The organism is Vibrio mangrovi, from assembly GCF_024346955.1.
GTDB lineage: Bacteria > Pseudomonadota > Gammaproteobacteria > Enterobacterales > Vibrionaceae > Vibrio > Vibrio mangrovi.
The window spans coordinates 346,173-372,385 of record NZ_AP024883.1 but is presented as its reverse complement, the minus strand read 5'-3'; the positions used below and the strand labels follow the sequence as shown (position 1 = coordinate 372,385).

Below are 26,213 nucleotides of genomic sequence, written 5' to 3'. Positions count from 1 at the left end.
TTCTGGATGTGTGGCAGAGACAAAAAAGGCGCCTTCCGGCGCCTTTTATCTAACTTTAATGATTACTCATCAGATGAGAAACCGGCATTCAGTAATGCTGCCAGATTGTCCGTTGCCTGCTCTGCAGATGGACCTTCTTTTTGTGCATCACGTCTTGCATGGCGTTCCTGATGGTAAGCAAAACCAGTACCGGCCGGAATTAATCGACCAACGATAACGTTCTCTTTCAAGCCACGTAGATCGTCACGCTTACCGGAAACCGCAGCTTCGGTCAGCACTCGGGTCGTTTCCTGGAACGATGCCGCTGAAATGAACGACTCTGTTGCCAGAGAGGCTTTTGTGATACCCAACAATTCACGTTCATAACGTGCAGGTTCTTTGCCTTCCGCAACCAATTGACGGTTAGCAATTTTCACCTGAGAGTACTCAACCTGTTCACCAGCAAGGAACTCAGAATCACCAGCAAAAGTAATGGTACACTTACGCAACATCTGACGAACAATCGTTTCAATGTGCTTGTCGTTAATTTTAACGCCCTGTAAGCGATAAACTTCCTGAACTTCGTTAGCAATGTACTGAGTCACCGCATGAATACCACGCAGACGCAGAATATCATGTGGAGATTCCGGACCATCAGCAATCACGTCACCCCGTTCTACCTTCTCACCTTCAAACACGTTCAACTGACGATGCTTAGGAACCATTTCCTCATAAGTATCGCCACCATCACGTGTGATGATCAAACGGCGTTTACCTTTAGTTTCTTTACCGAATGACACAGTACCTGTGTGCTCAGCAAGAATTGCAGGCTCTTTTGGTTTACGTGCTTCAAACAGGTCAGCAACCCGAGGCAGACCACCGGTAATATCCCGGTTACCGCCAGATTTCTGCGGAATACGAGCCAGTGTGTCACCCACACCAACTTCAGCACCATCTTCCAGGTTCACAATCGCTTTACCCGGCAGGAAGTACTGAGCAGGCATATCCGTTCCCGGAATCATGACATCACGACCCTGCTCATCAACCAGTTTGATGGCTGGACGCATATCTTTACCAGCAGACGGACGAGCTGCGGCTTCTGTTACTTCACTTGAAGACAGACCAGTCAGATCATCCATTTGGCGAGAGACGGTCACACCATCAATCATGTCAACATATTGAACACGACCAGATACTTCAGTGATGATTGACATGGTATGCGCTTCCCAGTTTGCTACGGTTTCACCCGTATCAACTGCATCACCGTCAGCTTTACTCAATAAAGAACCGTAAGGAAGTTTGTGTTTCTCTTTTGTCCGTCCGAACTCATCGATAATAGTCAGTTCAGTCGCACGTGAAGTAATTACAAGCTTACCGTCTTTGTTGGTTACAAATTTCGCATTATTCAGTTTCACAGAACCTTTGTTCTTCGTCTGAATACTGTTTTCTGCCGCAGCTGTTGATGCCGCACCACCGATGTGGAACGTACGCATTGTCAACTGAGTACCCGGTTCACCGATAGACTGTGCCGCAATAACACCAACGGATTCACCTTGGTTTACCAGATGACCACGAGCCAGATCACGACCATAACATTGTGCACAACAACCGAAGTCAGAGTCACAGGTTACAACAGAACGTACTTTCAGTTGGTCAACTGAGTTTTCATCAAGAATCTGACACCGTTTTTCATCGATCAGCGTGTTACGAGGAATCAGAATCTCTTCTGTACCAGGCTTAAGAACATCCTCAGCAACAACACGTCCTAAGGCAAGTTCTGTCAAAGCAACTTTGACATCCCCACCTTCGATGTGTGGCATCATTTCAACACCTTCGTGCGTACCACAGTCATGTTCAGTAACAACAACATCTTGTGCAACGTCAACAAGACGACGAGTCAGATAACCTGAGTTCGCAGTTTTCAGTGCCGTATCCGCAAGACCCTTACGAGCACCGTGCGTTGAGATAAAGTACTGAAGAACGTTCAGACCTTCTTTAAAGTTCGCTGTAATCGGAGTCTCGATAATCGAACCATCAGGACGAGCCATCAGACCACGCATACCGGCCAACTGACGAATCTGAGCTGCAGAACCCCGGGCTCCGGAGTCAGCCATCATATAAATGCTGTTAAATGACTCTTGCTTCTCTTCTTCACCATCACGGTTGATAACAGTTTCCGAAGAAAGGTTTTCCATCATGGCTTTGGCAACGCGATCGTTGGTTGAAGCCCAGATATCGATAACCTTGTTATAACGTTCACCGGCAGTTACAAGACCTGACTGGAATTGTTCCTGAATTTCACGAACTTCTTCTTCAGCTTCAGAGATCTCTGAGTATTTCGCTGGTGGTACGACCATATCGTCGATACCAACGGAAACACCAGACAGTGCTGCATAAGCAAAACCTGTATACATGATCTGGTCAGCGAAGATAACGGTGTCTTTCAGACCCAGTTTACGATAAGCCTCGTTTAACAGATTCGAAATCTGCTTCTTACCCAGTTTTTGGTTAACCAGGCTAAAAGGAAGACCTCTCGGTACGATTTGCCACAACATCGCACGGCCAATCGTCGTATCAACCATTTTGGTTTCAGTCGTTTCGTTACCGTCTTCATCACGAACCGTTTCGGTGATACGGACTTTCACCCGGGCGTGAAGAGCAGCAGACTTCGTGCGATATGCTTTTTCTGCTTCCGCAGGACCAGCAAGGTACATTCCCTCGCCCGGTGCATTGATCTTTTCACGAGTCATATAGTACAGACCCAATACAACGTCCTGTGAAGGTACGATGATAGGATCACCCGATGCTGGCGACAGAATGTTGTTTGTCGACATCATCAGTGTACGGGCTTCAAGCTGAGCTTCCAGTGTCAGTGGAACGTGAACCGCCATTTGGTCGCCATCGAAGTCCGCGTTATACGCCGCACACACAAGTGGATGTAGCTGAATTGCTTTCCCTTCGATCAGAACAGGTTCAAATGCCTGAATCCCCAAACGGTGAAGTGTTGGAGCACGGTTCAGTAATACTGGGTGTTCACGGATAACTTCATCCAGAATATCCCATACTACCGGCTCTTCACGTTCAACCATTTTCTTCGCAGCTTTGATCGTTGTCGCCAGACCACGAGTCTCCAGCTTACTGTAGATAAATGGTTTAAACAGCTCCAAAGCCATCTTCTTCGGCAGACCACACTGATGCAAACGCAGATATGGACCTACAGTGATTACAGAACGGCCTGAATAGTCAACACGTTTACCCAGCAAGTTCTGACGGAAACGACCTTGTTTACCTTTGATCATATCCGCAAGAGATTTCAGTGGGCGTTTGTTTGAACCGGTAATCGCACGTCCACGACGTCCATTATCCAGCAACGCATCAACTGATTCCTGCAACATCCGTTTTTCGTTACGGACAATAATATCCGGAGCAGCCAGCTCAAGCAGGCGCTTCAAACGGTTGTTACGGTTAATCACCCGACGATACAGATCATTCAGATCAGAAGTTGCAAAACGACCACCATCCAGAGGAACCAAAGGACGCAGATCAGGCGGCAAAACAGGCAATACAGTCAGAATCATCCACTCAGGATTGTTTCCGGAAGCAATAAACGCTTCAACCAGCTTCAGGCGCTTGGTCACTTTCTTACGTTTTGTTTCAGAGTTTGTTGAATTTAACTCTTCACGCATTACTTCAGCTTCATGGTGCATATCCATTGAACCCAACAGGTCCTTAATGGCTTCTGCGCCCATTTTCGCTGTGAATTCGTCACCCCACTCTTCCAGACGATCCAGATATTCTTCTTCGGTCAGTAGCTGACCTTTTTCCAGATCTGTCATTCCAGGTTCAGTAACGACATACATTTCAAAATAAAGCACACGCTCAATATCACGCAGCGGCATATCCATCAATAGACCGATACGAGACGGAAGCGATTTCAGGAACCAGATGTGAGCAACTGGAGACGCCAGTTCAATGTGTCCCATACGGTCACGACGAACTTTAGTCTGAGTGACTTCTACGCCACATTTTTCACAAATTACACCACGGTGCTTCAAGCGCTTGTACTTTCCACAAAGACACTCATAGTCTTTTACCGGACCAAAAATACGCGCACAAAACAGACCATCACGCTCCGGTTTGAACGTACGGTAGTTGATGGTTTCAGGTTTTTTCACTTCACCGAATGACCACGAACGGATCATATCAGGCGAAGAAAGACCGATTTTGATCGCGTCAAATTCTTCGGTCTTATGCTGTGCTTTCAGAAAGTTTAATAAGTCTTTCACAATCAGCTCCTGTAAGGAGTTAAAAGGCGCCAGGTAGCGCCTTTCTACCAGATAATCCCATTCTTCTTACGAAAGAACAGAATTACTCTTCGTCTTCTAGCTCAATGTTGATACCCAGTGAGCGAATCTCTTTCAACAATACGTTGAACGATTCTGGCATGCCAGGTTCCATACTGTGGTTGCCGTCGACGATGTTTTTATACATCTTCGTACGACCATTCACGTCATCCGATTTCACCGTCAGCATTTCCTGAAGCGTATAAGCAGCACCATAAGCTTCAAGTGCCCATACTTCCATCTCACCGAACCGTTGACCACCGAACTGAGCTTTACCACCAAGTGGTTGCTGAGTTACCAGGCTATAAGAACCAGTCGAACGTGCATGCATCTTATCGTCAACCAAGTGGTTCAATTTCAGCATGTACATGTAACCCACTGTTACCGGACGCTCAAATGCGTCACCGGTACGGCCATCAAACAATGTCAACTGACCGGATTCAGGCAGATCTGCCAATTTCAGCAGTTGCTTGATTTCAGGCTCAGTTGCACCGTCGAAGACTGGTGTTGCTACCGGTAGACCGTTACGTAGGTTATTCGCCAGTGTACGAATGTCTTCATCTGAAAGAGCAGAGATGTCCACTTTCTGACGAATATCGTTACCCAGAGCATAAACTTCCTGCAAGAATTCACGTAGTTTCGCAATTTCCTGCTGCTCTTTAATCATCTGGTTGATCTTGTCGCCGATGCCTTTCGCAGCAGAACCCAAGTGAACTTCAAGAATCTGACCGATGTTCATCCGTGACGGTACACCCAGAGGGTTCAGTACGATGTCAACCGGACGACCGTTTTCGTCATAAGGCATGTCTTCTACAGGGTTAATCTTAGAGATAACACCCTTGTTACCGTGACGGCCGGCCATTTTATCACCAGGCTGGATACGACGTTTTACAGCTAAATAAACTTTTACGATTTTCAGAACACCAGGGGCGAGATCATCACCTTGAGTGATCTTACGGCGCTTGGCTTCGAACTTCTTATCGAAATCAGCTTTCAGCTCATCCCACTGTTCAGCAAGCTGCTCAAGCTGAGACTGAAGCTCACCATCTTCCAGTGTTTGTTCCAGCCATTTCTTACGCTCGATTGAATCCAGCTTCGCTTCAGAGTAACCACCAGAGAGTAATACAGCTCTTACACGGGCAAGCAAACCGCCCTCAAGAATCTGGAATTCTTCTGTCAGGTCTTTCTTCGCTTCTTTCAGCTGCATCTGTTCGATTTCAAGTGCACGCTTATCTTTTTCTACGCCATCACGAGTGAAGACCTGAACATCGATAACCGTACCTGAAACTGAGTTTGGTACACGCAGAGATGTATCTTTAACATCTGAAGCTTTTTCACCGAAAATCGCACGAAGCAGTTTTTCTTCCGGAGTCAGTTGTGTTTCACCTTTTGGTGTCACTTTACCAACCAGAATATCGCCACCTTTGACTTCTGCACCGATATACACGATACCGGATTCATCCAGTTTCGACAGCGCTGCTTCACCAACGTTTGGAATATCCGCAGTAATCTCTTCTGCGCCCAACTTGGTATCACGAGCAACACAGGAAAGCTCCTGGATATGAATCGTTGTGAAACGGTCTTCCTGAACAACACGCTCAGAAACAAGGATCGAGTCCTCAAAGTTATAACCATTCCAAGGCATGAATGCGATACGCATGTTCTGACCAAGGGCCAGCTCACCCAGATCCGTTGAAGGACCATCAGCCAGAACATCACCACGAGCCACAGGTTCACCCGGCATCACACAAGGACGCTGGTTGATACAAGTGTTCTGGTTCGAACGTGTATATTTAGTCAGATTATAGATATCAATACCAGCTTCGCCCGGGATCAATTCATCTTCGTTAACTTTGATAACAATACGAGAAGCATCTACAGACTGAACATGACCGCCACGTTTGGCAACGGCAGTTACACCGGAATCCACAGCTACATTACGTTCAATACCTGTACCCACCAGTGGCTTATCAGCGCGAAGTGTCGGTACAGCCTGACGTTGCATGTTCGCACCCATCAATGCACGGTTTGCGTCATCGTGCTCAAGGAATGGGATTAACGAAGCTGCAATAGATACAACCTGGTTTGTTGCAACGTCCATGTAGTTTACATGTTCGCGAGGATGAAGACCTGACTCACCTTTTTGGCGAGCAGTAATCAGTTCATCTGCAAAAGTGCTTTCATCGGTAAGTTTCGCGTTAGCCTGTGCAATAACAAACTGGCCTTCTTCGATCGCTGACAAATATTCAACTTCGTCAGTCACAATACCATCGACAACACGACGATATGGCGTTTCGAGGAAACCATACTCATTACAACGCGCAAATGCAGAGAGCGAGTTAATCAGACCGATGTTTGGACCTTCAGGAGTTTCAATCGGACACAGACGACCATAGTGAGTTACGTGTACGTCACGAACTTCAAAACCAGCACGCTCACGTGTCAGACCACCAGGACCCAATGCAGAAATACGACGTTTGTGCGTTACTTCTGAAAGCGGGTTGTTCTGGTCCATAAACTGAGACAACTGAGAAGAACCAAAGAATTCTTTTACCGCAGCAGAAATTGGCTTCGCATTGATCAAATCCTGTGGCATTACGTTGTCCAGATCACCCAGACTCAAACGCTCTTTTACAGCACGTTCAACACGTACAAGACCAACACGGAACTGGTTTTCAGCCATTTCACCAACGCTACGGATACGACGGTTACCCAAGTGGTCAATATCATCAACCTCTCCGATACCATTACGGATCGCGATCAGTTTCTTCATCACTTCGATGATATCGGACTCGTCAAGCGTACCCAGATCTTCAGCATCATCACGAGCGATAGAGCTGTTGAATTTCATCCGCCCAACAGTTGAAAGATCATAACGTTCTTCAGAGAAGAACAGACTTTCAAACAACGCTTCAGCCGCTTCTTTTGTTGGTGGCTCACCAGGGCGCATCATCCGATAGATTTCAACAAGAGCTGAAATGCGATCAGTCGTGCTGTCAATACGCAATGTATCAGACATGAATGAGCCGTGATCAAGGTCATTTGTATACAATACCTCAATCTTCTTATAGCCAGCCTGAGAGAGGTTAGCCAACACTTCAAGGCTCAGCTCCTGGTTCGCAGTAACAATCAGCTCACCGGTTGCTTCATTCACGTAATCTTTTGCAGATACTTTACCGACAATGTATTCGACAGGAACTTCGATAAACTCGACTGCGTCTTTTTCCAACTGGCGGATATGACGTGCAGTAACACGACGTCCTTTTTCGATGTAAACCTTTCCGTTCGCTTCAACGTCAAAGCTGGCAGTTTCGCCACGCAGACGTTCTGGAACCAAGGCCATCATCAATGCTTGTTCTTTCACTTCGAAATTTATTTTTTCGAAGAAAATATCCAAAATCTCTTCAGTCGTTTTTCCTAGAGCACGCAGGATAATAGAAGCCGGTAATTTGCGACGACGGTCGATACGAACATACAAGTTGTCTTTCGGATCGAATTCGAAATCAAGCCACGAACCACGGTAAGGAATGATACGTGCGTTATATAGGACTTTTCCTGATGAGTGGGTCTTACCCTTATCGCTGTCGAAGAACACGCCGGGGCTTCGGTGCAGCTGGGATACGATAACCCTCTCAGTACCATTAATTACAAAAGTACCATTATCTGTCATGAGTGGAATCTCACCCATGTAGACTTCTTGTTCTTTAATATCTTTGACAGTACCCGCCGGCGCGTCTTTATCAAAAATCACCAAACGTAGTTTTACACGTAGGGGTTTTGAATAAGTTACACCACGGATTTGACATTCTTTAACATCAAAAACTGGCTCACCAAGACGGTAGCTAACGTATTGCAGCTCAGAGTTGCCGTTATAGCTCTGAATAGGAAATACAGAACGGAAAGCAGCCTCTAGACCATATTGTCCTTCAGGATCCTGTTCGATAAATTTGTCGAACGAATCGAGCTGGATCGATAGCAGGTATGGAATGTCCAACACTTGTGGACGAGTACCAAAGTCCTTGCGGATGCGCTTTTTCTCGGTATAGGAGTAAACCATGGGGTTCCTCAGCTCGCTGATAAGTGACCCAAACTGCCCGCCTTTAGTTCATTAAAGGGAAGCGGCAGTGACTAACTAACTGTTTACTGTAGTGACGTTTAACCACGTTGAGATAAACGTTTTTTGCATGGATATCGAATGACTAAACAGTAGGAAAATTCATCGACACCCTACAGCGCAAAAAGGCCGGTGGTCAATAAACCACCAGCCATTAGCCTTTCGGCTAAGCAATTAAGTAAGAATTACTTAAGCTCAACAGTTGCACCAGCTTCTTCAAGTTGTGCTTTAAGAGCTTCAGCTTCTTCTTTCTCAACACCTTCTTTGATCGGTGCTGGAGCGCCGTCAACAAGAGCTTTCGCTTCTTTCAGACCCAGACCAGTTGCGCCGCGAACAGCTTTGATTACAGCAACTTTGTTACCGCCAGCAGAAGCCAGGATAACGTCAAATTCAGATTGCTCAGCAGCAGCTTCAGCGCCGCCAGCAGCTCCGCCAGCAACAACAGCAGCAGCAGCAGAAACACCAAATTTCTCTTCCATTGCTTCGATCAGTTCAACAACTTGCATTACAGACATTTCTGCAATAGCGTCTAGGATTTGCTCGTTAGTAATAGACATAACAATTCTCTTCTAAGTCAACAATTAGTTTAATAAGCAACCAGTAAAAAGCAAGCCTTATGCAGCTTCTTGTTTTTGGTCGCGGATAGCAGCGATAGTACGTGCCAACTTGCCAGCAGAAGCTTCTTTCATGCACATCATCAGACGTGCAATAGCTTCGTCGTAAGTTGGTAGAGTTGCTAGTACTTCGACGTCAGCGATAGAACCTTCGAATGCAGCTGCTTTGATCTCAAAATCTTTATTCTCTTTTGCGAAATCTTTAAAAAGACGCGCAGCAGCACCAGGGTGCTCGTTAGAGAAACCGATCAAAGTAGGACCTACGAATACATCTTTCAGGCATTCGTAGTCTGTGCCTTCAACTGCGCGGCGTGCTAGTGTGTTACGAACAACTTTCACGTAAACACCGGCTTCACGAGCCTGTTTACGCAGAGAAGTCATCGCGCTTACTTCAACGCCACGAGAATCAGCAACAACTGCAGAAAGTGCACCACTGGCTGCTTCGTTGACTTCAGCAACAATTGCTTTTTTGTCTTGAAGATTTAAAGCCATCTTGGATTTACTCCTGGTTGTCGTTACACCACTCACTATTTTCATCAACAGTGAGAGCTTTTTAGGTGCAGTCCCAGAAGAAAGGTATTAAAAATAGAGCTTTCGTCAGTTCGGGCACCATCTACGTAGGTTTGATTAAGCCGTCTGAGACGACGCCTACGGTCTTGGACGGAGACTGGATTATAGTTCTAAGAACCAAGGTTCAGCCCCAACCACAAATATTAGGCGCAAAATTATACATAAATTTTACGCCTAAGCAAACAAATTAAGCCTGAGTGCTTAAAGTTGCCTGATCAATAGCAACACCAGCGCCCATTGTTGTAGAAAGACTTACTTTCTTCACATAAGAGCCTTTTGATGTAGATGGTTTTGCTTTTTTCAGTGCAACAATCAGTGCTTCCAGGTTTTCTTTCAATTGTTCTGCGTCAAAAGACACCTTACCAATTGTTGTATGGATGATACCATTCTTGTCATTACGGTAACGAACCTGACCTGCTTTTGCGTTTTTAACTGCTTCAGCAACGTTTGGAGTTACAGTACCAACTTTAGGGTTTGGCATCAGGCCACGAGGACCAAGGATAGTACCCAGTTGACCAACGACACGCATTGCATCAGGAGATGCAACAACAACGTCAAAGTTCAGCTCGCCTTTTTTCACTTGCTCAGCAAGATCTTCCATACCAACAAGATCAGCACCAGCTTCTTTTGCAGCTTCAGCATTTGCACCCTGTGTGAAAACAGCAACACGAACTTCACGACCAGTACCGTGAGGCAATACAGTTGCACCACGAACGTTCTGATCAGATTTACGTGCGTCGATACCCAGGTTCACAGCAACGTCAACAGATTCAACAAATTTTGCAGTCGCCAGCTCTTTCAGCAGTGCAACGGCTTCGTTGATATCATACTCTTTAGTAACATCCACTTTTTCGCGGATAGTACGCATACGCTTAGTTAGTTTTGCCATGATATTAACCCTCTACCACTAGACCCATTGAACGAGCAGTACCCGCGATAGAACGCTTCATTGCTTCGATATCCGCGCCAGTCATATCTGCAGCTTTAGTTTCTGCGATTTCCTGAACTTGTGCATCAGTTACTGTGCCCACTTTGTCCGTATTTGGACGACCAGAACCAGACTTGATACCTGCTGCTTTCTTCAGAAGAACAGCTGCTGGTGGAGTCTTAGTTTCAAAAGTGAAAGAGCGGTCACTATATACAGTGATAACAACCGGAATAGGAAGACCTTTCTCGACAGATTCTGTTTTCGCGTTAAATGCTTTACAGAATTCCATGATGTTCACACCACGCTGACCCAGAGCTGGACCAACTGGTGGACTTGGGTTTGCCATACCCGCTGCAACTTGCAGCTTGATATAAGCTTCAACTTTCTTAGCCATGATATTTCCTACATAATGGGTAGTAACGCTAATCGACCGATCAGCTCCCCGTTTGTTTCTAGTGAAGACCTGTAAAAAGGCGCGAAATTATAGTCAAATTTCGCGCCTTAAACAAGCCTAAAAAGATGCTTTTTTAATCAAGTTTTTCAACCTGACCAAATTCGAGTTCAACAGGAGTTGCCCGGCCAAAGATAGAGACGGAGACTTTCAAGCGGCTCTTCTCATAATCGACTTCTTCAACTGTACCGTTGAAGTCAGCAAAAGGACCATCGTTAACACGAACGACTTCGCCAGCTTCAAACATAGTTTTCGGCCGCGGCGCTTCACTGGCTTTCTCCAGACGATTCAGTATCGCATCAGCTTCTTTGTCGGTAATCGGTGCCGGACGATCAGAGGTCCCACCGATGAATCCCATAACACGGGGAACACTACGCACCAAGTGCCAGGATTCATCATTCATGATCATCTGAACAAGCACATAGCCTGGGAAAAACTTTCTTTCACTCTTACGACGTTGACCAGCACGCATCTCGACAACTTCTTCTGTCGGAACTAATACTTCGCCAAACAACTCTTCCATACCATGCATTTTGATATGTTCACGAAGTGACTGAGCCACCCGTCCTTCAAATCCAGAGAAGGCCTGAACAACATACCAGCGTTTTTTGGGAGCTTCACTCATGAATTAAACCCTCTATACTCCAGTCGCAAATGCAACAAGGCGAACCATAATACCGTCGATACCCCATAATGCCAGTGCCATTACAACACAGACAGCCAGGACAATTAACGTGGTTTGTACCGTTTCCTGACGTGTAGGCCATATAACTTTACGAACTTCCATACGAGCTTCTCGTGCAAAGCTCACAGCTTCTTTGCCCTTCACGGTAATCGCTGCGATACCTAATGCAGCAGCAATTAAAACAATAACACCAGCAGAACGAATAACGACAGAAACCGTTTCACCATAAAAGGAGTTACCCACAACAGCGGCAGCTAACAGAACAATGGCAATCAACCATTTCACTTTATCTACTGCACTTGAGCTCTCAGGAGTTTCAGCATGATTTGCTTTCATAACCCAACCTGTCACAAATCTAAATATAGACGACAATAAACCCCACTGTTGTAGGGCGAACTAACAAAAATAAGCGTTCGGAGCTTATTTTCAAAAACAAAAGACAACTTCTTCTGTCTCACAATTTTTACTTTTGACTAACAAATCGTCAAAATAAAACTTTACCGCAGAAAAAGGGCATCAAATGATGCCCTTTTTACTAGTGCTTAGTCAAATCATTATGCAAGGATTTTTGCTACAACACCAGCGCCTACTGTACGACCGCCTTCACGGATCGCAAAACGCAGACCTTCATCCATCGCGATTGGTGCAATCAGTTCAACTACCATTTGCACGTTATCACCTGGCATTACCATCTCTACGCCTTCTGGAAGCTCAATGCTGCCTGTTACGTCTGTTGTACGGAAGTAAAACTGTGGACGGTAACCTTTGAAGAATGGTGTGTGACGACCACCTTCATCTTTAGACAACACGTATACTTCTGATTCGAACTTAGTGTGTGGTGTGATTGAACCTGGTTTCGCCAGTACCTGACCACGTTCTACTTCATCACGCTTAGTTCCACGCAGAAGAACACCTACGTTCTCACCAGCACGACCTTCGTCAAGAAGCTTACGGAACATCTCTACACCTGTACAAGTTGTCTTCGTAGTCTCTTTTACACCTACGATTTCAACTTCGTCACCTACGCGGATGATACCTTGCTCTACACGACCTGTTACTACTGTTCCACGGCCCTGAATTGAGAATACGTCTTCGATTGGCAGCAAAAATGCCTGGTCGATTGCACGCTCTGGCTCTGGAATATATGAATCTAAAGCTTCTGCAAGCTCAACAATCTTGTCTTCCCACTGTTTCTCACCATTCAGTGCACCCAGCGCTGAACCCTGGATAACCGGCAGGTCATCTCCTGGGAAATCGTACTCAGACAGAAGTTCACGGACTTCCATTTCTACCAGCTCAAGCAGCTCTTCATCATCTACCATGTCACATTTGTTCATGAATACGATGATGTAAGGAATACCTACCTGACGGCCTAGCAGGATGTGCTCACGAGTCTGTGGCATTGGACCATCTGTCGCAGCTACAACTAGGATACCACCGTCCATCTGCGCAGCACCTGTGATCATGTTTTTAACATAGTCAGCGTGTCCAGGGCAGTCTACGTGTGCGTAGTGACGTGATGGGGTGTCATACTCTACGTGTGAAGTCGCGATTGTGATACCACGTTCACGCTCTTCTGGTGCGTTATCGATTGACGCGAAGTCACGTGCTGTACCGCCGTATACTTTAGAAAGTACTGTACAGATTGCTGCTGTTAATGTTGTTTTACCGTGGTCAACGTGGCCGATAGTACCAACGTTTACGTGCGGTTTCGTACGTTCAAATTTTTCTTTAGACATTAGTTGTCCCTCTAGGTACGGATTAAGGTGGCTTTCATGACCACGCAACCAAAATTTACTGGTAGTAAAGTATATAACAAAAGGAAATTTTTGCTTAGAGTGGTGCTGATACCCAGATTTGAACTGGGGACCTCACCCTTACCAAGGGTGCGCTCTACCGACTGAGCTATATCAGCACTCGGAAAGGTTGGAGCGGGCAGCGGGAATCGAACCCGCATCATCAGCTTGGAAGGCTGAGGTAATAGCCATTATACGATGCCCGCACACGTATTTTACCCTAAGAGCTATTTCCTTAAGAATATGGTGGAGGGGGACGGATTCGAACCATCGAAGGCGGAGCCGGCAGATTTACAGTCTGCTCCCTTTGGCCACTCGGGAACCCCTCCAAATTTTACGTCTTCTCTAATCAAGAGAAGATGGTGCCGACTGCCGGAATCGAACTGGCGACCTACTGATTACAAGTCAGTTGCTCTACCTACTGAGCTAAGTCGGCGCACAAGTGGGGCGAATTCTAGAGAATGATTTCTTCGCTTGCAAGTATTTAAATAAAAAAAAATACAATTTTATCTCGTTTTTATCTAATCGCTGTTTTTTCAAACAGTTTTACCCATGATTCGCGAAATATATCGCCATTCTTTATTGCTTTATCTCCTTCTTGCGGTATGTTGCTCTTTTATTCGGCTTCAACCCTTGGAAAGATTATGGATCCTTACCTCTCATTTGACAGACAGCAGTGGTCGCATCTTCGTAATGCAGTTCCCATGACTTTGTCAGAGGATGATCTGCTTGAGCTTCAAGGTATAAACGAATTGCTGAGTATGGAAGAAGCGGTTGAAATCTACTTACCTTTGGCCCGTTTACTGAACCTGTATGTCGCCGCCAGACAAAGCCGCAACACCGTATTGAACCAGTTTCTGGGACACACAAATATTGCACCACCATTTATTATTGGTATTGCCGGAAGCGTTGCGGTGGGAAAAAGTACCACGGCAAGGCTACTGAAAGCACTGCTATCCCGCTGGGAAAATCATCCCAAAGTAGAATTGATTACCACTGACGGATTTCTTTACCCCAATGAAGTTTTGCTTGAAAAAGGCATCATGCAGAAAAAAGGATTTCCGGAGTCGTATGATATCAAACGTCTGGTGCAGTTTGTCTCTGATGTAAAAGCAGGAAAAGCGAATGTCGCCGCACCGATTTATTCTCATCTGACCTATAACATCACCGATGAAATTAAAGCGGTTAATAAACCGGACATTCTAATTATTGAAGGCCTCAACGTTCTTCAAAGCGGGATGGATTATCCTCACGCACCTCATCGGGTCTTTATTTCAGATTTCCTGGATTTTTCTATCTATGTTGATGCAGACTCATCAATGATTGAAAAATGGTACATTGAACGTTTTATGAAGTTTCGGGATGGTGCATTTAAAAGACCGGGCTCCTACTTCAGCCACTACACCCGAGTTTGTGAATCTGAGGCAATCTCTATCGCCAAAAATATCTGGCAAGCCATCAACGGAAAAAATCTGCAGGAAAACATTCTACCGACCCGTGAAAGAGCACAGCTTATTCTACGCAAGGGGAGAAACCATACTGTAGAAGAAATCCTGCTGCGCCAGTAATTTTATACAAGGCACCCTTTTCACATAGATTATCTCTATCCCAGACTACACTCTTTCATGATTAGACAGGCAGCCTGAATACACAGAGTTCTGCCTGTTTAGGGTAACTCAGCGTTTCACTACTCATTACTCCGAAGTGAAATCTCCCCTCCGACATAACTTTCAATACCCTGTTCCGTTTCCAGTAGCACGGCACCATGGGCATCAATGCCCCGCTCAATACCGGCAATTACACGCTCTCCCATTAAGAGCTTGACCGGACGATCAATAAAGTTATCGACAGCATTCCATCTTGCGACAAAGTTTGTCATACCTTCATTTTCATAAGTCTCCAGCGTTCTAACCCAAGACTGAATCAAAGCAACGGCCAACGCATTTCGATCAATCTGAGATTTTCCGATCACCTGAGCCAGACTGGTCCAAGGCTGATCAATCTGCTGTTCTTCCTGAGCCATCGAGAGATTCATTCCCATTCCAATGACCAAATGGGCAGCTTCCCCGGCTTGTCCTGATACTTCAACCAGAATACCTGCCAGCTTTTTATCCTGATAGTACAAATCATTTGGCCATTTCAGTTTGATGCCATCAACACCCAGACTCTTGAGAGCATCGACTACGGCAACGCCAACAACCAGGCTCAAGCCCATCGCTGCCGCCATTCCGGCATCAAGCCGCCAGTACATGGAAAAATAAAGATTCGTTCCAAACGGAGAGATCCATTGCCTTCCTCTACGACCTCTGCCTTTCTCCTGATATTCTGCCAAACAGACCGTTCCGGAGGTCAGAGAACCTACCCTATCCAGTAGATACTGGTTTGTTGAATCAATAATTGGATGCAAGTGAACCGGGGTGGAAACCCGTTGCCGGATATAATTTTCATCCAGCAGTTGAATAGGCTGTGCCAGTTGATATCCCTTCCCCTGAACCCGGAATATATCTACACCCCAGTCCTGAATTCCCTGAATATGTTTACTGATCGCAGCTCTGGACATTCCTAAAGCAGCCCCTAAAGTCTCTCCGGAGTAAAAATCACCATCAGCGAGTGTCGACAGGATAGTCAGCTTGGCATGATGTTCTTTCATGATTGTTGTTCCTTGATCAACATACTCAGATACACTTCACGATGACGCCCGATGAACCGCACTTCATGCTCCAGAGCAACTCCATACTTTTCATAAACACAACGGTATACATGCTCAGCAAGCTGAATCACATCCGATGCAGTCGCATCCTCTTTATTTATAAGAACTAAAGCCTGCTGAGCATGAATCGCTGCACCACCAATTTGAAAACCTTTCAATCCGCACTGATCAATCAGCCAACCGGCAGCGACCTTTACACCCTGTGGCGTCGGGTAACTGACAACATCCGGGTAATGTGCTTTCAGACTCTGAAACTGTTCCCCCGAAAGAACCGGATTTTTAAAAAAACTACCGGCATTCCCTGTCAGCTCAGGGTTAGGAAGTTTGCGGGTACGAACGTCGCAAATGCATTCAAAAATTTCTGTTGGTGAACAGTCACTTGCCAGTTGCTGTAATGGCCCGTATTCCCGATGCGGCTGCCACTCTCTGGCAAGTTTAAGACCAATACCAACCACAACAGCTTGCTGATAAAGCTGGTGTTTAAAGATAGAATCCCGGTAACCAAACAAACATTCTGCACGATTCAGGCGTATAACCTGAAAAGTATTCAGACAGAGGTAATCGACATACTCGCAGACATCCTGAAACTCAACACCATAGGCTCCGATATTCTGGATAGGTGCACTACCGGCACATCCCGGAATCATCGCCAGATTCTCTAAACCGGGCATCTGTTGTGAGATACTCCATTTCACCAGCTCAGGCCAGTCTTCTCCACCCTGAACATGCAGAAAATAGTGATCACTATCTTCCCGGACATCAATTCCCTGAAGCCGGTTTACGATAACAACCCCTTCATAAAACTCGGTAAACAGGACATTACTGCCCTTCCCCAGCATCAGCTTAGGGAGCGATTCCCATTCCGGTCTACGGTAAACATCGATCAATTCTGCAACGGTATTGACAATGACCAGCACCTGGCAATGCTGTTCAATACCAAAGGTATGATAAGCACTAAGATTTTCGTTGAGATATATTTGCATGGTTTTCTTTAAATCACATAAACTACGGCTATTCTATATCAGATGATGACGATTCAGACATCTTATGAATCATTTATCTTGCGAAATCTTAGATCCACTCAAACTTCCTTTAGTTCAACGCTTTTATAAACAGCATTATCCAATTGCAAAAGCCAAACGGGATGAGCAGATATGTATCGCGAAACTGACCAATCAACTCTGTGCAGTTGTCCGCTTTCGCCATATCGGCAGTACTTACCGGCTTTTAACCGGCATGGCTGTCTCCAGAGAACTCAGGGAACAGGGAATCGGCCATCAGTTACTCTCTTACTGTGAAGAAAACGTACTGGATCAGCAGGTTTTCTGTTTTGCATACCGCCATTTAGAATCTTTCTATCATCAACATCATTTTGTAACACAATCCGTTCACGAATTGCCGGCAGAAATAAAGCAGCTCTACCTGCGCTACAGCCACCAGGGCAGGGAAATTCTTCCTATGCGATATTTCCCTCTATTTCAGGATTGAAGCACAATAATTTCCTGTTAATTTAGTCCTGACAGGGGAAATGATCGGTATGAAGTGACTTAGGTATAGCCATTCATTCATCGAATTTGATAGTATCGGGGCTTTGCTATATCGCATCCACTTGAAGGTAACGCTCCACGATGATTGCTCGTAGAAATCTATTCGAACAGCTACCCACTATTGCGCTAGAACCGAAAGATTTTCAAGTTCTGTATTCCGCAGAGCAATTTCGGCATCACTTAATTCAGGCGATCCGACAAGCCAATCATAGAATTTATATTGTTGCACTGTATCTTGAAGCCGATGATGCCGGCCAGGAAATTCTTTCAGAACTATATGCAGCAAAACAGAAAAAACCGGATCTGGATATTGTTGTCTGTGTTGACTGGCACCGGGCTCAGCGCGGTTTAATTGGTGCCAAGCAGTCACAGGGAAATGCTGTGATGTATGAGTCATTTGCTCAGGATAGTGAACATCCGATTCCGGTTTATGGCATTCCGGTCAGAGGACGCGAAGTTTTCGGCGTCCTGCACCTGAAAGGTTTTATAGTCGATGATGAAGTCATCTATAGTGGCGCAAGTCTGAACAATATCTATCTGCATTATCAGAATCGCTATCGCTTCGATCGCTATCATTCCTTTCAAAATCGGCAACTCGCCGATTCAATGGTGTCATTTATCCGGGATCACTTACTGTCACACCCGGCAGTGAATGACCTGACTGATCCATCCCGCCCTGCGACCAAAGATCTCAAAGCGATTATTCGTCAGTTCAGAAACCAATTGGCTCAGGCAACCTATCAGGTACCTCATCAGCCTTTATCAGATGGACAAATCGGCCTGACTCCACTGGTTGGTCTAGGTAAAAGAAGAAACCGGCTGAATCAATATATCAGCCACCTGATCGCTCAGGCTAATGAAGAAATCTTTATCTGCACTCCTTATTTTAATTTCCCGAATAATATTGCCAATCAGGTAAAAAAAGCACTCAAGCGAGGGGTAAAAATCCATATTATTGTGGGAGATAAAACCGCGAATGATTTCTATATCCCACCAGAAGAGACATTTAAAACTATTGGCGGCTTACCTTATTTATATGAATTGAATCTACGTCGTTTTGCCAAAGCCAATGAGGCCAGAATTGCCAGCCGACAACTATCAATTCACCTCTGGAAACACGACGATAATAGTTTCCATCTGAAAGGGGTGTGGGTAGATAAACGTTATATGCTTGTCACCGGCAGTAATCTGAACCCCAGAGCCTGGAAACTGGATCTGGAAAACGGTATTTTGATTCAGGATCATCATGCCCATCTTCAGGAACAATTTGAACACGAGTTTGAAAACATTCTCCGCCATACACAGTTAGTCTGTACTTACAAACAATTGGACGAGCTGGAAAATTACCCACCCGAAGTTCAACGTTTACTGAAACGGATCCGGCGGGTAAAAGCCGATCGAATTCTGAAACAGATTCTTTAATTTTCTTCCATCAAAAAAGCCTCCGGAATTCAGAGGCTTTTTATCAATATCTCGTGAGACGCAAATCCTTCGTGAAGAAAATTCAGATAAATGCAAATGCATCCCCATAGATACGATCACTTCTTGCGTGTTTCTTCTGAGTAAACTGCTCCCGGGCGGCACCAGCCATTTCAAACCGACCGGCAATATAAATATCAACAGCTTCCAGAGATTCAAAGTCAGCACTGACTGCCTGTAACACATTCCCGACTTTTCCATCCCAGTCCGGCTCATCTGCCAGTGCCTCAACAACTGGTATAAAGGTCAGCCGGGTATTACGAGTTGCGATATCACGCAATTCATCCAATGCATATAACTGGTGAACATCTTTTGCTCCCCAGTACAAATAAATATCACGCTGAATATTCTGACTCAGACAGTGATCCAGAATTGAACGTACATAGCTAAAACCGGTTCCACCGGCAATCAATAGTAAAGGACGTTCTGTTTCTTCTTTTAACCAGGCATCACCATGTGGTGCATCTATCGTGATGTCCAATCCCTGCTCTAATGCCGTATTCATTGCATCGACAACTTCGATCGCATAAGCGTTGTGTTCTGCAGCTCCAATATGCAACTCCAGTTCACCACCTTCCCGGCATGGACTACTGGCAATTGAAAACGGGCGTTTATCCCCTTCTCCCATGACAACCATCAGATATTGACCGGCATAAAAGTCGATTTTGCTCTCCGGCTGGAGAAGAATACGGTAGGTATTACTGGCTAAAGGCTGAACTGCGTTAACTTTACATTTTATGATCATTATAATTCCTCTTACTCACTCATCCAGAGTAAGTACTAAATGAGTTTGAGCATAAGCCTGACAGGAAAATATCCATCCCTGAGACTGTTCTTCTTCCGTCAGCATTGGTTCCAGTCGGTAAGAGACTTCCCCGGAAACCTTCTTACACAAGCACATGCCACAAGCACCGACTCTGCAACGGTGCGGGAAAGGGATTTGCTGACGGATTGCCGCATCTAATACGGTTTGTCCGGGTTCAACGATAAATTCTAACTCTTCGGGAAGTAAGCGTACCGTAAAGGTCATAGAATTCCTAGCTCATCCCAGATCGCATCGATCTTACCGACAATTTCAGGATCTTTGCGGATCTCTTTTCCCCATTCCCTCGAAGTTTCGCCATCCCATTTATTCGTTGCATCCAGCCCCATTTTAGAACCAAGTCCTGAGACAGGAGATGCAAAATCCAGAGAATCAATCGGGGTATTTTCAACCATAACTGTATCCCGGGCAGGATCCATCCGGGTGGTGATCGCCCAGATAACATCTTTCCAGTCCCTGGCATTAATATCGTCATCGCATACAATGACAAATTTGGTATACATAAACTGACGTAAAAAAGACCAGACACCCATCATGATACGTTTGGCATGACCCGGATACTGCTTCTTCATTGTCACGACAGCCATGCGATAGGAACAACCTTCCGGAGGAAGATAAAAATCGACAATCTCCGGAAACTGCTTTTGCAATATAGGAACAAAGACTTCGTTTAATGCTTCCCCGAGAACCGCAGGCTCATCCGGCGGTCTGCCTGTATATGTACTATGGTAGATTGGCTGCTTCCTCATTGTCACATGAGTCACAGTAAAGACATGATGGCGCTCAACCTCATTAAAATAGCCGGTATGATCACCATAAGGCCCTTCATCAGCATATTCATTCGGGTCAATATATCCTTCGAGGACAATTTCTGCACTGGCCGGAACTTCCAAATCATTACTCACCGACTGTACAACCTCAGTTTTACTGCCCCTCAGTAGTCCGGCAAATGCGTATTCAGACAATGTATCAGGAACCGGTGTAACCGCCCCCAGAATTGTTGCCGGATCAGCACCGAAAGCAACAGAGACCGGAAATGGCTTTCCGGGATATGTTTCCTGCCAGTCTCGAAAATCCAGAGCACCGCCACGGTGCTGAAACCAACGCATGATCACTTTATTTTTACTGATTTTCTGCTGCCGGTAGATTCCCAGATTCTGCCGTGTTTTCGCCGGGCCTTTCGTAATCGTCAAACCCCAGGTCAGTAATGGTGCCACATCACCTGGCCAGCAACTCATCACCGGGATTTTATCCAGATCGACATCATCACCCTGCCAAATTACTTCCTGACAGGGTGCCTTTTTCAGACGCTTAGCCGGCATATTCAACACTTGCTTAAAAACCGGTAGTTTATCCAGAGCATCTTTAAAGCCTCTCGGTGGCTCAGGCTCTTTGAGATACGCAAGTAATTGCCCTACTTCGCGCAACTCACTGACATCGGTACGGCCCATCCCCATCGCAACCCGTTCCGGCGTACCAAACAGATTGGCCAGAACCGGTATTTCATAACCTACGGGATTCTCAAATAAAAGTGCCGGACCACCAGCTCTCAGTGTCCGGTCACAAATCTCGGTCATTTCATATTGAGGGTCAATCGGGTGTTGAATGCGCTTCAGTTGACCATGTTTTTCCAAATGGTCGATAAAATCGCGTAAATCCTTAAAAATCATAAGACTTCTGCCTGAAGGTAATATAAGAGGCAGTATAACAAAAACCCAACAACTCTGACTTTTCTTTTTCTCTCTGCTGTCGGGTCGCTCTCATTGAGAAACGATCATTCCGAACATATTTATTAATACTCTCAAAATACATTTTCGCTGAGTGCCAACAGACAGAGCCCTGAACGTAACTAGCGACCTAAAGCCTGTACCAGTGCTCCATGCTTCACCTGCCGATCAGTCTTTAACAGCTCTTCCAGCCAGCTTCTATAACCAGCTTCCACTAATGTCTGGGCAACATATGGCGCTTCTTCCTGACTGAGCTGCTGCACCAGATAAGTTTTCACCTTTTCAGACATAGGCCGTGTCTGAACCAGCGTGTTAATTGCCTGATCTCTCAGACTGGGATTATGACTGGCGGCCATAACCTGCTGCAAAGAAAAGTCATCTTTCAGAGCAGACAGCCGGGTCAGTTCAGCTTCAGAATAATAGTCAGATTTCATTAACCACAGTAAACGGTAAATATCTTCACTCCTGCTTTCTTTAGCCAATGCCGCCATCACTCGTGTCGAAGGTAACCAACTGCTGATACTCTCTTTCACAATCTGTTCTGTCAGATAACGCAGTCCGGACTCTGACAAACTGCCAAGTTCCTTAATCAGCAAAGACTCTCTGGCATCATGCTGGTGCTTGTCTCCGGATAACCATTGGCGTAAACGTAAATGGTGATGCTCAACCTGTAATACGAAATCGAGAATACTTTTTTCCTGTTTCCAGGATTTGACTAACCGGCTGGCAACTGCAGGGTAATTAAAAGCGGGAGTGGAAAGCTCGTATCCATCCCCTTTTTCTGTCACATAATAGACCGGAGGGAGCAAGCGCTGCTGTTCGATAAAATGTTCTACCGGCGCAGAAAATATCGTTTTTTCCTGTTCAAGCGTTCTCAGCAGTAGAAAACGGACGGCTTCCTGTTGAGGTAGCGCCAAACGCTGTAAGGCAAATTTTAAAGAATCAATTTTATCATCAGTAATGAACTGTTTGAGTTCTGCAACTTTTGACTGAATCGAAGGTGCCTGTAAAAGCTGATCGCGACTCATCACATCCAGTGATTTTGCGAATACCGGAAAGCAACTGAAACAGAAAAATAGCAGAAGGAGTCGTGATACCCACGTTCCCTGTGGCATGTATTAACCTCCGTGTAACATCTACTCTCATTTTTGATGCATATTTTTCTGAATGCAAGAAAAAACACCACCGTTTCCGGTGGTGTTTTTCAAATCAGAGCAGAGTCGTTCTTTTACTGACGTCTCATTGCATCAAAGAACTCATCATTGGTCTTGGTCATTGCCAGCTTATCAATGAGGAATTCCATCGCATCAGTCTCACCCATCGGGTGAACGATCTTACGTAGAATCCACATCTTCTGTAACTCATCGGCTTTAGTCAGCAATTCTTCACGACGCGTTCCTGAACGATTGAAGTCAATTGCCGGGAAAACACGTTTCTCGGCAATTTTACGGTTCAGGTGTAATTCCATGTTACCTGTCCCTTTAAATTCTTCGTAAATGACTTCATCCATTTTAGAACCGGTATCAACCAGTGCTGTCGCAATAATCGTCAGGCTACCACCTTCCTCAACATTACGTGCCGCACCAAAGAAACGCTTCGGACGATGCAGAGCATTCGCATCCACACCACCAGTCAGTACCTTACCAGAAGAAGGAACAACCGTATTATAAGCCCGGGCTAAACGGGTAATAGAATCCAGCAGAATAACTACGTCTTTCTTATGTTCAACCAGACGTTTTGCCTTCTCAATCACCATTTCCGCTACCTGAACATGTCGGGATGCCGGCTCGTCGAAAGTAGAAGCAACAACTTCACCTTTCACCAGACGTTGCATCTCCGTTACCTCTTCCGGACGTTCGTCAATCAGAAGTACCATCAGGATACACTCAGGGTGGTTATAAGCGATGCTCTGCGCGATATTCTGCAACAGCATGGTTTTACCGGCTTTTGGCGGTGCAACGATCAAGCCACGCTGACCTTTACCGATAGGCGATGCCAAATCAAGTACCCGGGCAGTGATATCTTCCGTTGAGCCATTACCACGCTCCATTACCATCCGCTCGTTGGCATGCAGCGGCGTCAGGTTTTCAAACAGAATCTTGTTACGGGCATTATCCGGTTTATCATCGTTGACCGTATTCACTTTCAACAATGCAAAATAACGTTCGCCTTCTTTTGGCGGACGAATCTTCCCGGCAATCGAGTCACCAGTCCGTAAGTTGAAACGACGAATTTGACTGGGTGACACATAGATATCGTCCGGACCGGCCAGATAAGAGCTATCTGCACTACGCAAAAACCCGAAGCCGTCCTGGAGAATTTCTAATACGCCATCACCGAAGATATCTTCACCACTTTTCGCGTGTGCCTTTAAAATAGAGAAGATGATGTCTTGTTTTCTTAGACGTGCGAGATTTTCGAGTCCCAGACTCTCACCCAGTTGCACGAGCTCTGACACAGGTTTGTTCTTTAATTCTGTTAGATTCATTGTGGTGGATACTTGTTTAGTCAAAATTAGGATCTGTTTACTAGTGTTAAGATGGAATTTGGCCTCAGGATTGACCAAGAAGTGAACATATGTTTCATTAATGTGCGTTAACCTAGCACTATTTCTCAGACTAGTCTAGATTTTGTTTCATTTCCATGTGCAAAACCGTACATATTTCTATGCACGGTTTCCAGCCACTATAAATTGGCGTCCAAAAACTCTTTTAACTGAGTCTTCGACAATGCCCCAACTTTCGTTGCAGCGACATTACCATCTTTAAAAAGAAGCAGTGTCGGAATGCCACGAATACCAAACTTAGGTGGTATACCAGCATTTTGATCGATATTCAGTTTACCGATAGTGAGCTTACCTTCGTACTCTTCTGCGATTTCATCCAGAATCGGCGCAATCATTTTACATGGACCACACCATTCTGCCCAAAAATCGACCAGAACAGGAACTGCAGCTTTAATTACATCATTATCAAATGATTCATCGGTCAGCTGCAAAATCTTATCACTCATCTTCAACTCCAATGTATTTTCTTGGACCGGTTGCATAATAACCAGTAATTTGATGCTCTATTGGAATGTATTTACTTCCGTATTGCAAGCTTAAGCTGATATTCTATAGTGATGAAAAAGACGCATATCACAGAGCAAAAATTCGCCGACCTGGGATTAGACCCTCAGGTTACAGCAGGTTTGGAACAAAAAGGGTTTGCATATTGCACACCAATCCAAGCCTTGGCGCTGCCGGTAGTGCTCTCCGGCCGTGACATTGCAGGCCAAGCCCAGACTGGGACTGGTAAAACGCTTGCGTTTCTTACTGCAACCTTCAATCATCTGCTAACAACCCCTGCCAGTGAAGAGCGGGAGCCAACTCAGCCACGAGCAATTATTATGGCACCAACTCGTGAGTTAGCGATACAAATTTTTAACGATGCAGAACCACTCGTGCAGAGTACCGGTTTAAAAGTTGCGCTGGCTTATGGCGGTGAAAGCTATGACAAACAGCAATCGAAGCTACAGCAAGGTGTCGATGTTCTGGTCGGAACCACCGGTCGTATTATCGATTTCTACAAACAGAAGGTATTTAATCTGAATCATATTCAGGTTGTCGTTCTTGATGAAGCCGACCGGATGTTTGATCTTGGTTTTATCAAAGATATCCGTTTCCTGTTCCGCCGGATGCCTGCACCAAAGAGTCGTCTGAACATGTTATTCTCTGCAACCCTTTCTTATCGGGTTCAGGAGCTGGCATTTGAGCATATGAACAGTCCGGAACACGTCGTCGTTGAACCGGAACAGAAAACCGGTCACCGGATTAAGGAAGAACTGTTCTATCCATCCAACGAGCACAAAATGGCTCTGTTACAGACATTAATTGAAGAAGAGTGGCCGGACAGAGCAATTATTTTTGCCAACACGAAACACAAGTGTGAACGAGTCTGGGGACATCTGGCTGCTGACGGCCACAGAGTCGGTCTGTTAACCGGTGATGTTCCGCAAAAGAAACGCGAACGCATTCTGGAACAGTTCACTCAGGGTCAGTTGGATATTCTGGTTGCGACCGATGTTGCAGCCCGTGGTTTGCACATTCCTCAGGTCACACATGTTTTCAACTATGATTTACCTGACGACAGTGAAGATTATGTCCACCGTATTGGCCGGACAGGCCGGGCCGGAGCCAGTGGTCACTCAATCAGTTTCGCCTGTGAAGAATATGCTATTAATCTGCCGGGGATCGAATCATACATTGAACATTCGATTCCGGTTTCAGATTATGATGCCAGTGCACTGCTGACGGACTTACCTAAACCATTTAAGCTCGCTTCGTCAAAACCGGCGAGAAGAACCAATACCGGTGGTTCGCGCTCCGGACGTCAGAATGGACGTAATAATAACTCATCCAGAAAACGTCCACGTAAGCCAACCCATCAGAGTAAGGATAGCTGAG

Annotated in this window: 20 protein-coding genes, 4 tRNA genes and 1 pseudogene; 4 read left to right on the top strand and 21 right to left on the bottom strand. The window is 45.5% G+C overall.

Annotated elements, in window-relative coordinates:
- Positions 1-62: 62 nt before the first annotated feature.
- From rpoC to OCU74_RS01605, 13 genes are all read right to left on the bottom strand, one after another.
- Positions 63-4,265 (bottom strand): DNA-directed RNA polymerase subunit beta', encoded by a 4,203-nt coding sequence (rpoC, locus tag OCU74_RS01665; RefSeq protein WP_087481484.1) that lies wholly within the window; start codon positions 4,263-4,265, stop codon positions 63-65.
- A gap of 82 nt (positions 4,266-4,347) precedes the next feature.
- Positions 4,348-8,379 carry a DNA-directed RNA polymerase subunit beta gene (rpoB, locus tag OCU74_RS01660; protein ID WP_087481485.1) on the bottom strand — a complete coding sequence of 1,344 codons (4,032 nt, stop codon included), beginning with the start codon at positions 8,377-8,379 and terminating at the stop codon, positions 4,348-4,350.
- Between the two features lie 242 nt (positions 8,380-8,621).
- Positions 8,622-8,993: a 50S ribosomal protein L7/L12 gene (rplL, locus tag OCU74_RS01655; protein ID WP_087481486.1), complete on the bottom strand. Its 372-nt coding sequence runs from the start codon at positions 8,991-8,993 to the stop codon at positions 8,622-8,624.
- A 57-nt stretch (positions 8,994-9,050) separates the two neighbouring features.
- Positions 9,051-9,542, bottom strand: a complete 492-nt coding sequence (gene rplJ / locus OCU74_RS01650) for a 50S ribosomal protein L10 (RefSeq protein WP_087481487.1) — start codon at positions 9,540-9,542, stop codon at positions 9,051-9,053.
- Between the two features lie 265 nt (positions 9,543-9,807).
- Entirely contained in the window at positions 9,808-10,509 is a 702-nt protein-coding gene (rplA, locus tag OCU74_RS01645; RefSeq protein ID WP_087481489.1) for a 50S ribosomal protein L1, read from the bottom strand.
- A gap of 4 nt (positions 10,510-10,513) precedes the next feature.
- Positions 10,514-10,942, bottom strand: coding sequence for a 50S ribosomal protein L11 (gene rplK, locus OCU74_RS01640; RefSeq protein ID WP_087481490.1), 429 nt, complete (start codon positions 10,940-10,942; stop codon positions 10,514-10,516).
- A gap of 133 nt (positions 10,943-11,075) precedes the next feature.
- Positions 11,076-11,624: a transcription termination/antitermination protein NusG gene (gene nusG, locus OCU74_RS01635; protein ID WP_001287510.1), complete on the bottom strand. Its 549-nt coding sequence runs from the start codon at positions 11,622-11,624 to the stop codon at positions 11,076-11,078.
- A gap of 12 nt (positions 11,625-11,636) precedes the next feature.
- Positions 11,637-12,020 (bottom strand): preprotein translocase subunit SecE, encoded by a 384-nt coding sequence (gene secE, locus OCU74_RS01630; protein ID WP_087481491.1) that lies wholly within the window; start codon positions 12,018-12,020, stop codon positions 11,637-11,639.
- A 218-nt stretch (positions 12,021-12,238) separates the two neighbouring features.
- Complete coding sequence (tuf, locus tag OCU74_RS01625) at positions 12,239-13,423, bottom strand: elongation factor Tu (protein WP_087481459.1); 1,185 nt, start codon at positions 13,421-13,423, stop codon at positions 12,239-12,241.
- A 100-nt stretch (positions 13,424-13,523) separates the two neighbouring features.
- Positions 13,524-13,599 (bottom strand) — tRNA-Thr (locus OCU74_RS01620).
- A gap of 12 nt (positions 13,600-13,611) precedes the next feature.
- Positions 13,612-13,686, bottom strand: a tRNA-Gly gene (locus OCU74_RS01615).
- Positions 13,687-13,724: 38 nt separating this feature from the next.
- Positions 13,725-13,809, bottom strand: a tRNA-Tyr gene (locus OCU74_RS01610).
- A gap of 31 nt (positions 13,810-13,840) precedes the next feature.
- Positions 13,841-13,916 (bottom strand) — tRNA-Thr (locus OCU74_RS01605).
- Positions 13,917-14,124: 208 nt separating this feature from the next.
- Here OCU74_RS01605 and coaA point away from each other — a divergent pair.
- Positions 14,125-15,048, top strand: coding sequence for a type I pantothenate kinase (gene coaA / locus OCU74_RS01600; protein ID WP_087481492.1), 924 nt, complete (start codon positions 14,125-14,127; stop codon positions 15,046-15,048).
- 119 nt (positions 15,049-15,167) lie between these two features.
- Here coaA and birA read toward each other — a convergent pair whose 3' ends face one another.
- On the bottom strand, positions 15,168-16,130 hold the full coding sequence (gene birA, locus OCU74_RS01595) for a bifunctional biotin--[acetyl-CoA-carboxylase] ligase/biotin operon repressor BirA (RefSeq protein ID WP_087481493.1): 963 nt from the start codon (positions 16,128-16,130) through the stop codon (positions 15,168-15,170).
- Positions 16,127-17,173 carry a UDP-N-acetylmuramate dehydrogenase gene (murB, locus tag OCU74_RS01590; RefSeq protein WP_087481494.1) on the bottom strand — a complete coding sequence of 349 codons (1,047 nt, stop codon included), beginning with the start codon at positions 17,171-17,173 and terminating at the stop codon, positions 16,127-16,129. The genes birA and murB overlap by 4 nt, the downstream gene beginning before the upstream one ends.
- 64 nt (positions 17,174-17,237) lie before the next feature.
- On the opposite strand from murB, the gene OCU74_RS01585 reads away from it, so the two are divergent.
- The gene (locus OCU74_RS01585; RefSeq protein WP_087481495.1) at positions 17,238-17,678 is read left to right on the top strand and encodes a GNAT family N-acetyltransferase; all 441 of its coding nucleotides are present in this window, start codon (positions 17,238-17,240) and stop codon (positions 17,676-17,678) included.
- 140 nt (positions 17,679-17,818) lie between these two features.
- Complete coding sequence (pssA, locus tag OCU74_RS01580) at positions 17,819-19,159, top strand: CDP-diacylglycerol--serine O-phosphatidyltransferase (protein WP_087481496.1); 1,341 nt, start codon at positions 17,819-17,821, stop codon at positions 19,157-19,159.
- Between the two features lie 82 nt (positions 19,160-19,241).
- Here pssA and fre read toward each other — a convergent pair whose 3' ends face one another.
- The 6 genes and pseudogenes from fre to trxA form a co-directional block, all read right to left on the bottom strand.
- Positions 19,242-19,961, bottom strand: coding sequence for an NAD(P)H-flavin reductase (fre, locus tag OCU74_RS01575; RefSeq protein ID WP_087481497.1), 720 nt, complete (start codon positions 19,959-19,961; stop codon positions 19,242-19,244).
- Between the two features lie 15 nt (positions 19,962-19,976).
- On the bottom strand, positions 19,977-20,246 hold the full coding sequence (locus OCU74_RS01570) for a 2Fe-2S iron-sulfur cluster-binding protein (protein WP_087481498.1): 270 nt from the start codon (positions 20,244-20,246) through the stop codon (positions 19,977-19,979).
- 23 nt (positions 20,247-20,269) lie between these two features.
- Positions 20,270-21,709: pseudogene (ubiD, locus tag OCU74_RS01565) on the bottom strand (4-hydroxy-3-polyprenylbenzoate decarboxylase); the annotation flags it as partial.
- Between the two features lie 179 nt (positions 21,710-21,888).
- Positions 21,889-22,881, bottom strand: coding sequence for a hypothetical protein (locus tag OCU74_RS01560; RefSeq protein ID WP_234993599.1), 993 nt, complete (start codon positions 22,879-22,881; stop codon positions 21,889-21,891).
- Between the two features lie 113 nt (positions 22,882-22,994).
- Complete coding sequence (rho, locus tag OCU74_RS01555; protein ID WP_087481500.1) at positions 22,995-24,254, bottom strand: transcription termination factor Rho; 1,260 nt, start codon at positions 24,252-24,254, stop codon at positions 22,995-22,997.
- 197 nt (positions 24,255-24,451) lie between these two features.
- Positions 24,452-24,778 carry a thioredoxin TrxA gene (gene trxA, locus OCU74_RS01550; RefSeq protein WP_087481663.1) on the bottom strand — a complete coding sequence of 109 codons (327 nt, stop codon included), beginning with the start codon at positions 24,776-24,778 and terminating at the stop codon, positions 24,452-24,454.
- A 111-nt stretch (positions 24,779-24,889) separates the two neighbouring features.
- On the opposite strand from trxA, the gene rhlB reads away from it, so the two are divergent.
- Positions 24,890-26,212, top strand: a complete 1,323-nt coding sequence (gene rhlB, locus OCU74_RS01545; protein ID WP_087481501.1) for an ATP-dependent RNA helicase RhlB — start codon at positions 24,890-24,892, stop codon at positions 26,210-26,212.
- Position 26,213: the final 1 nt, after the last annotated feature.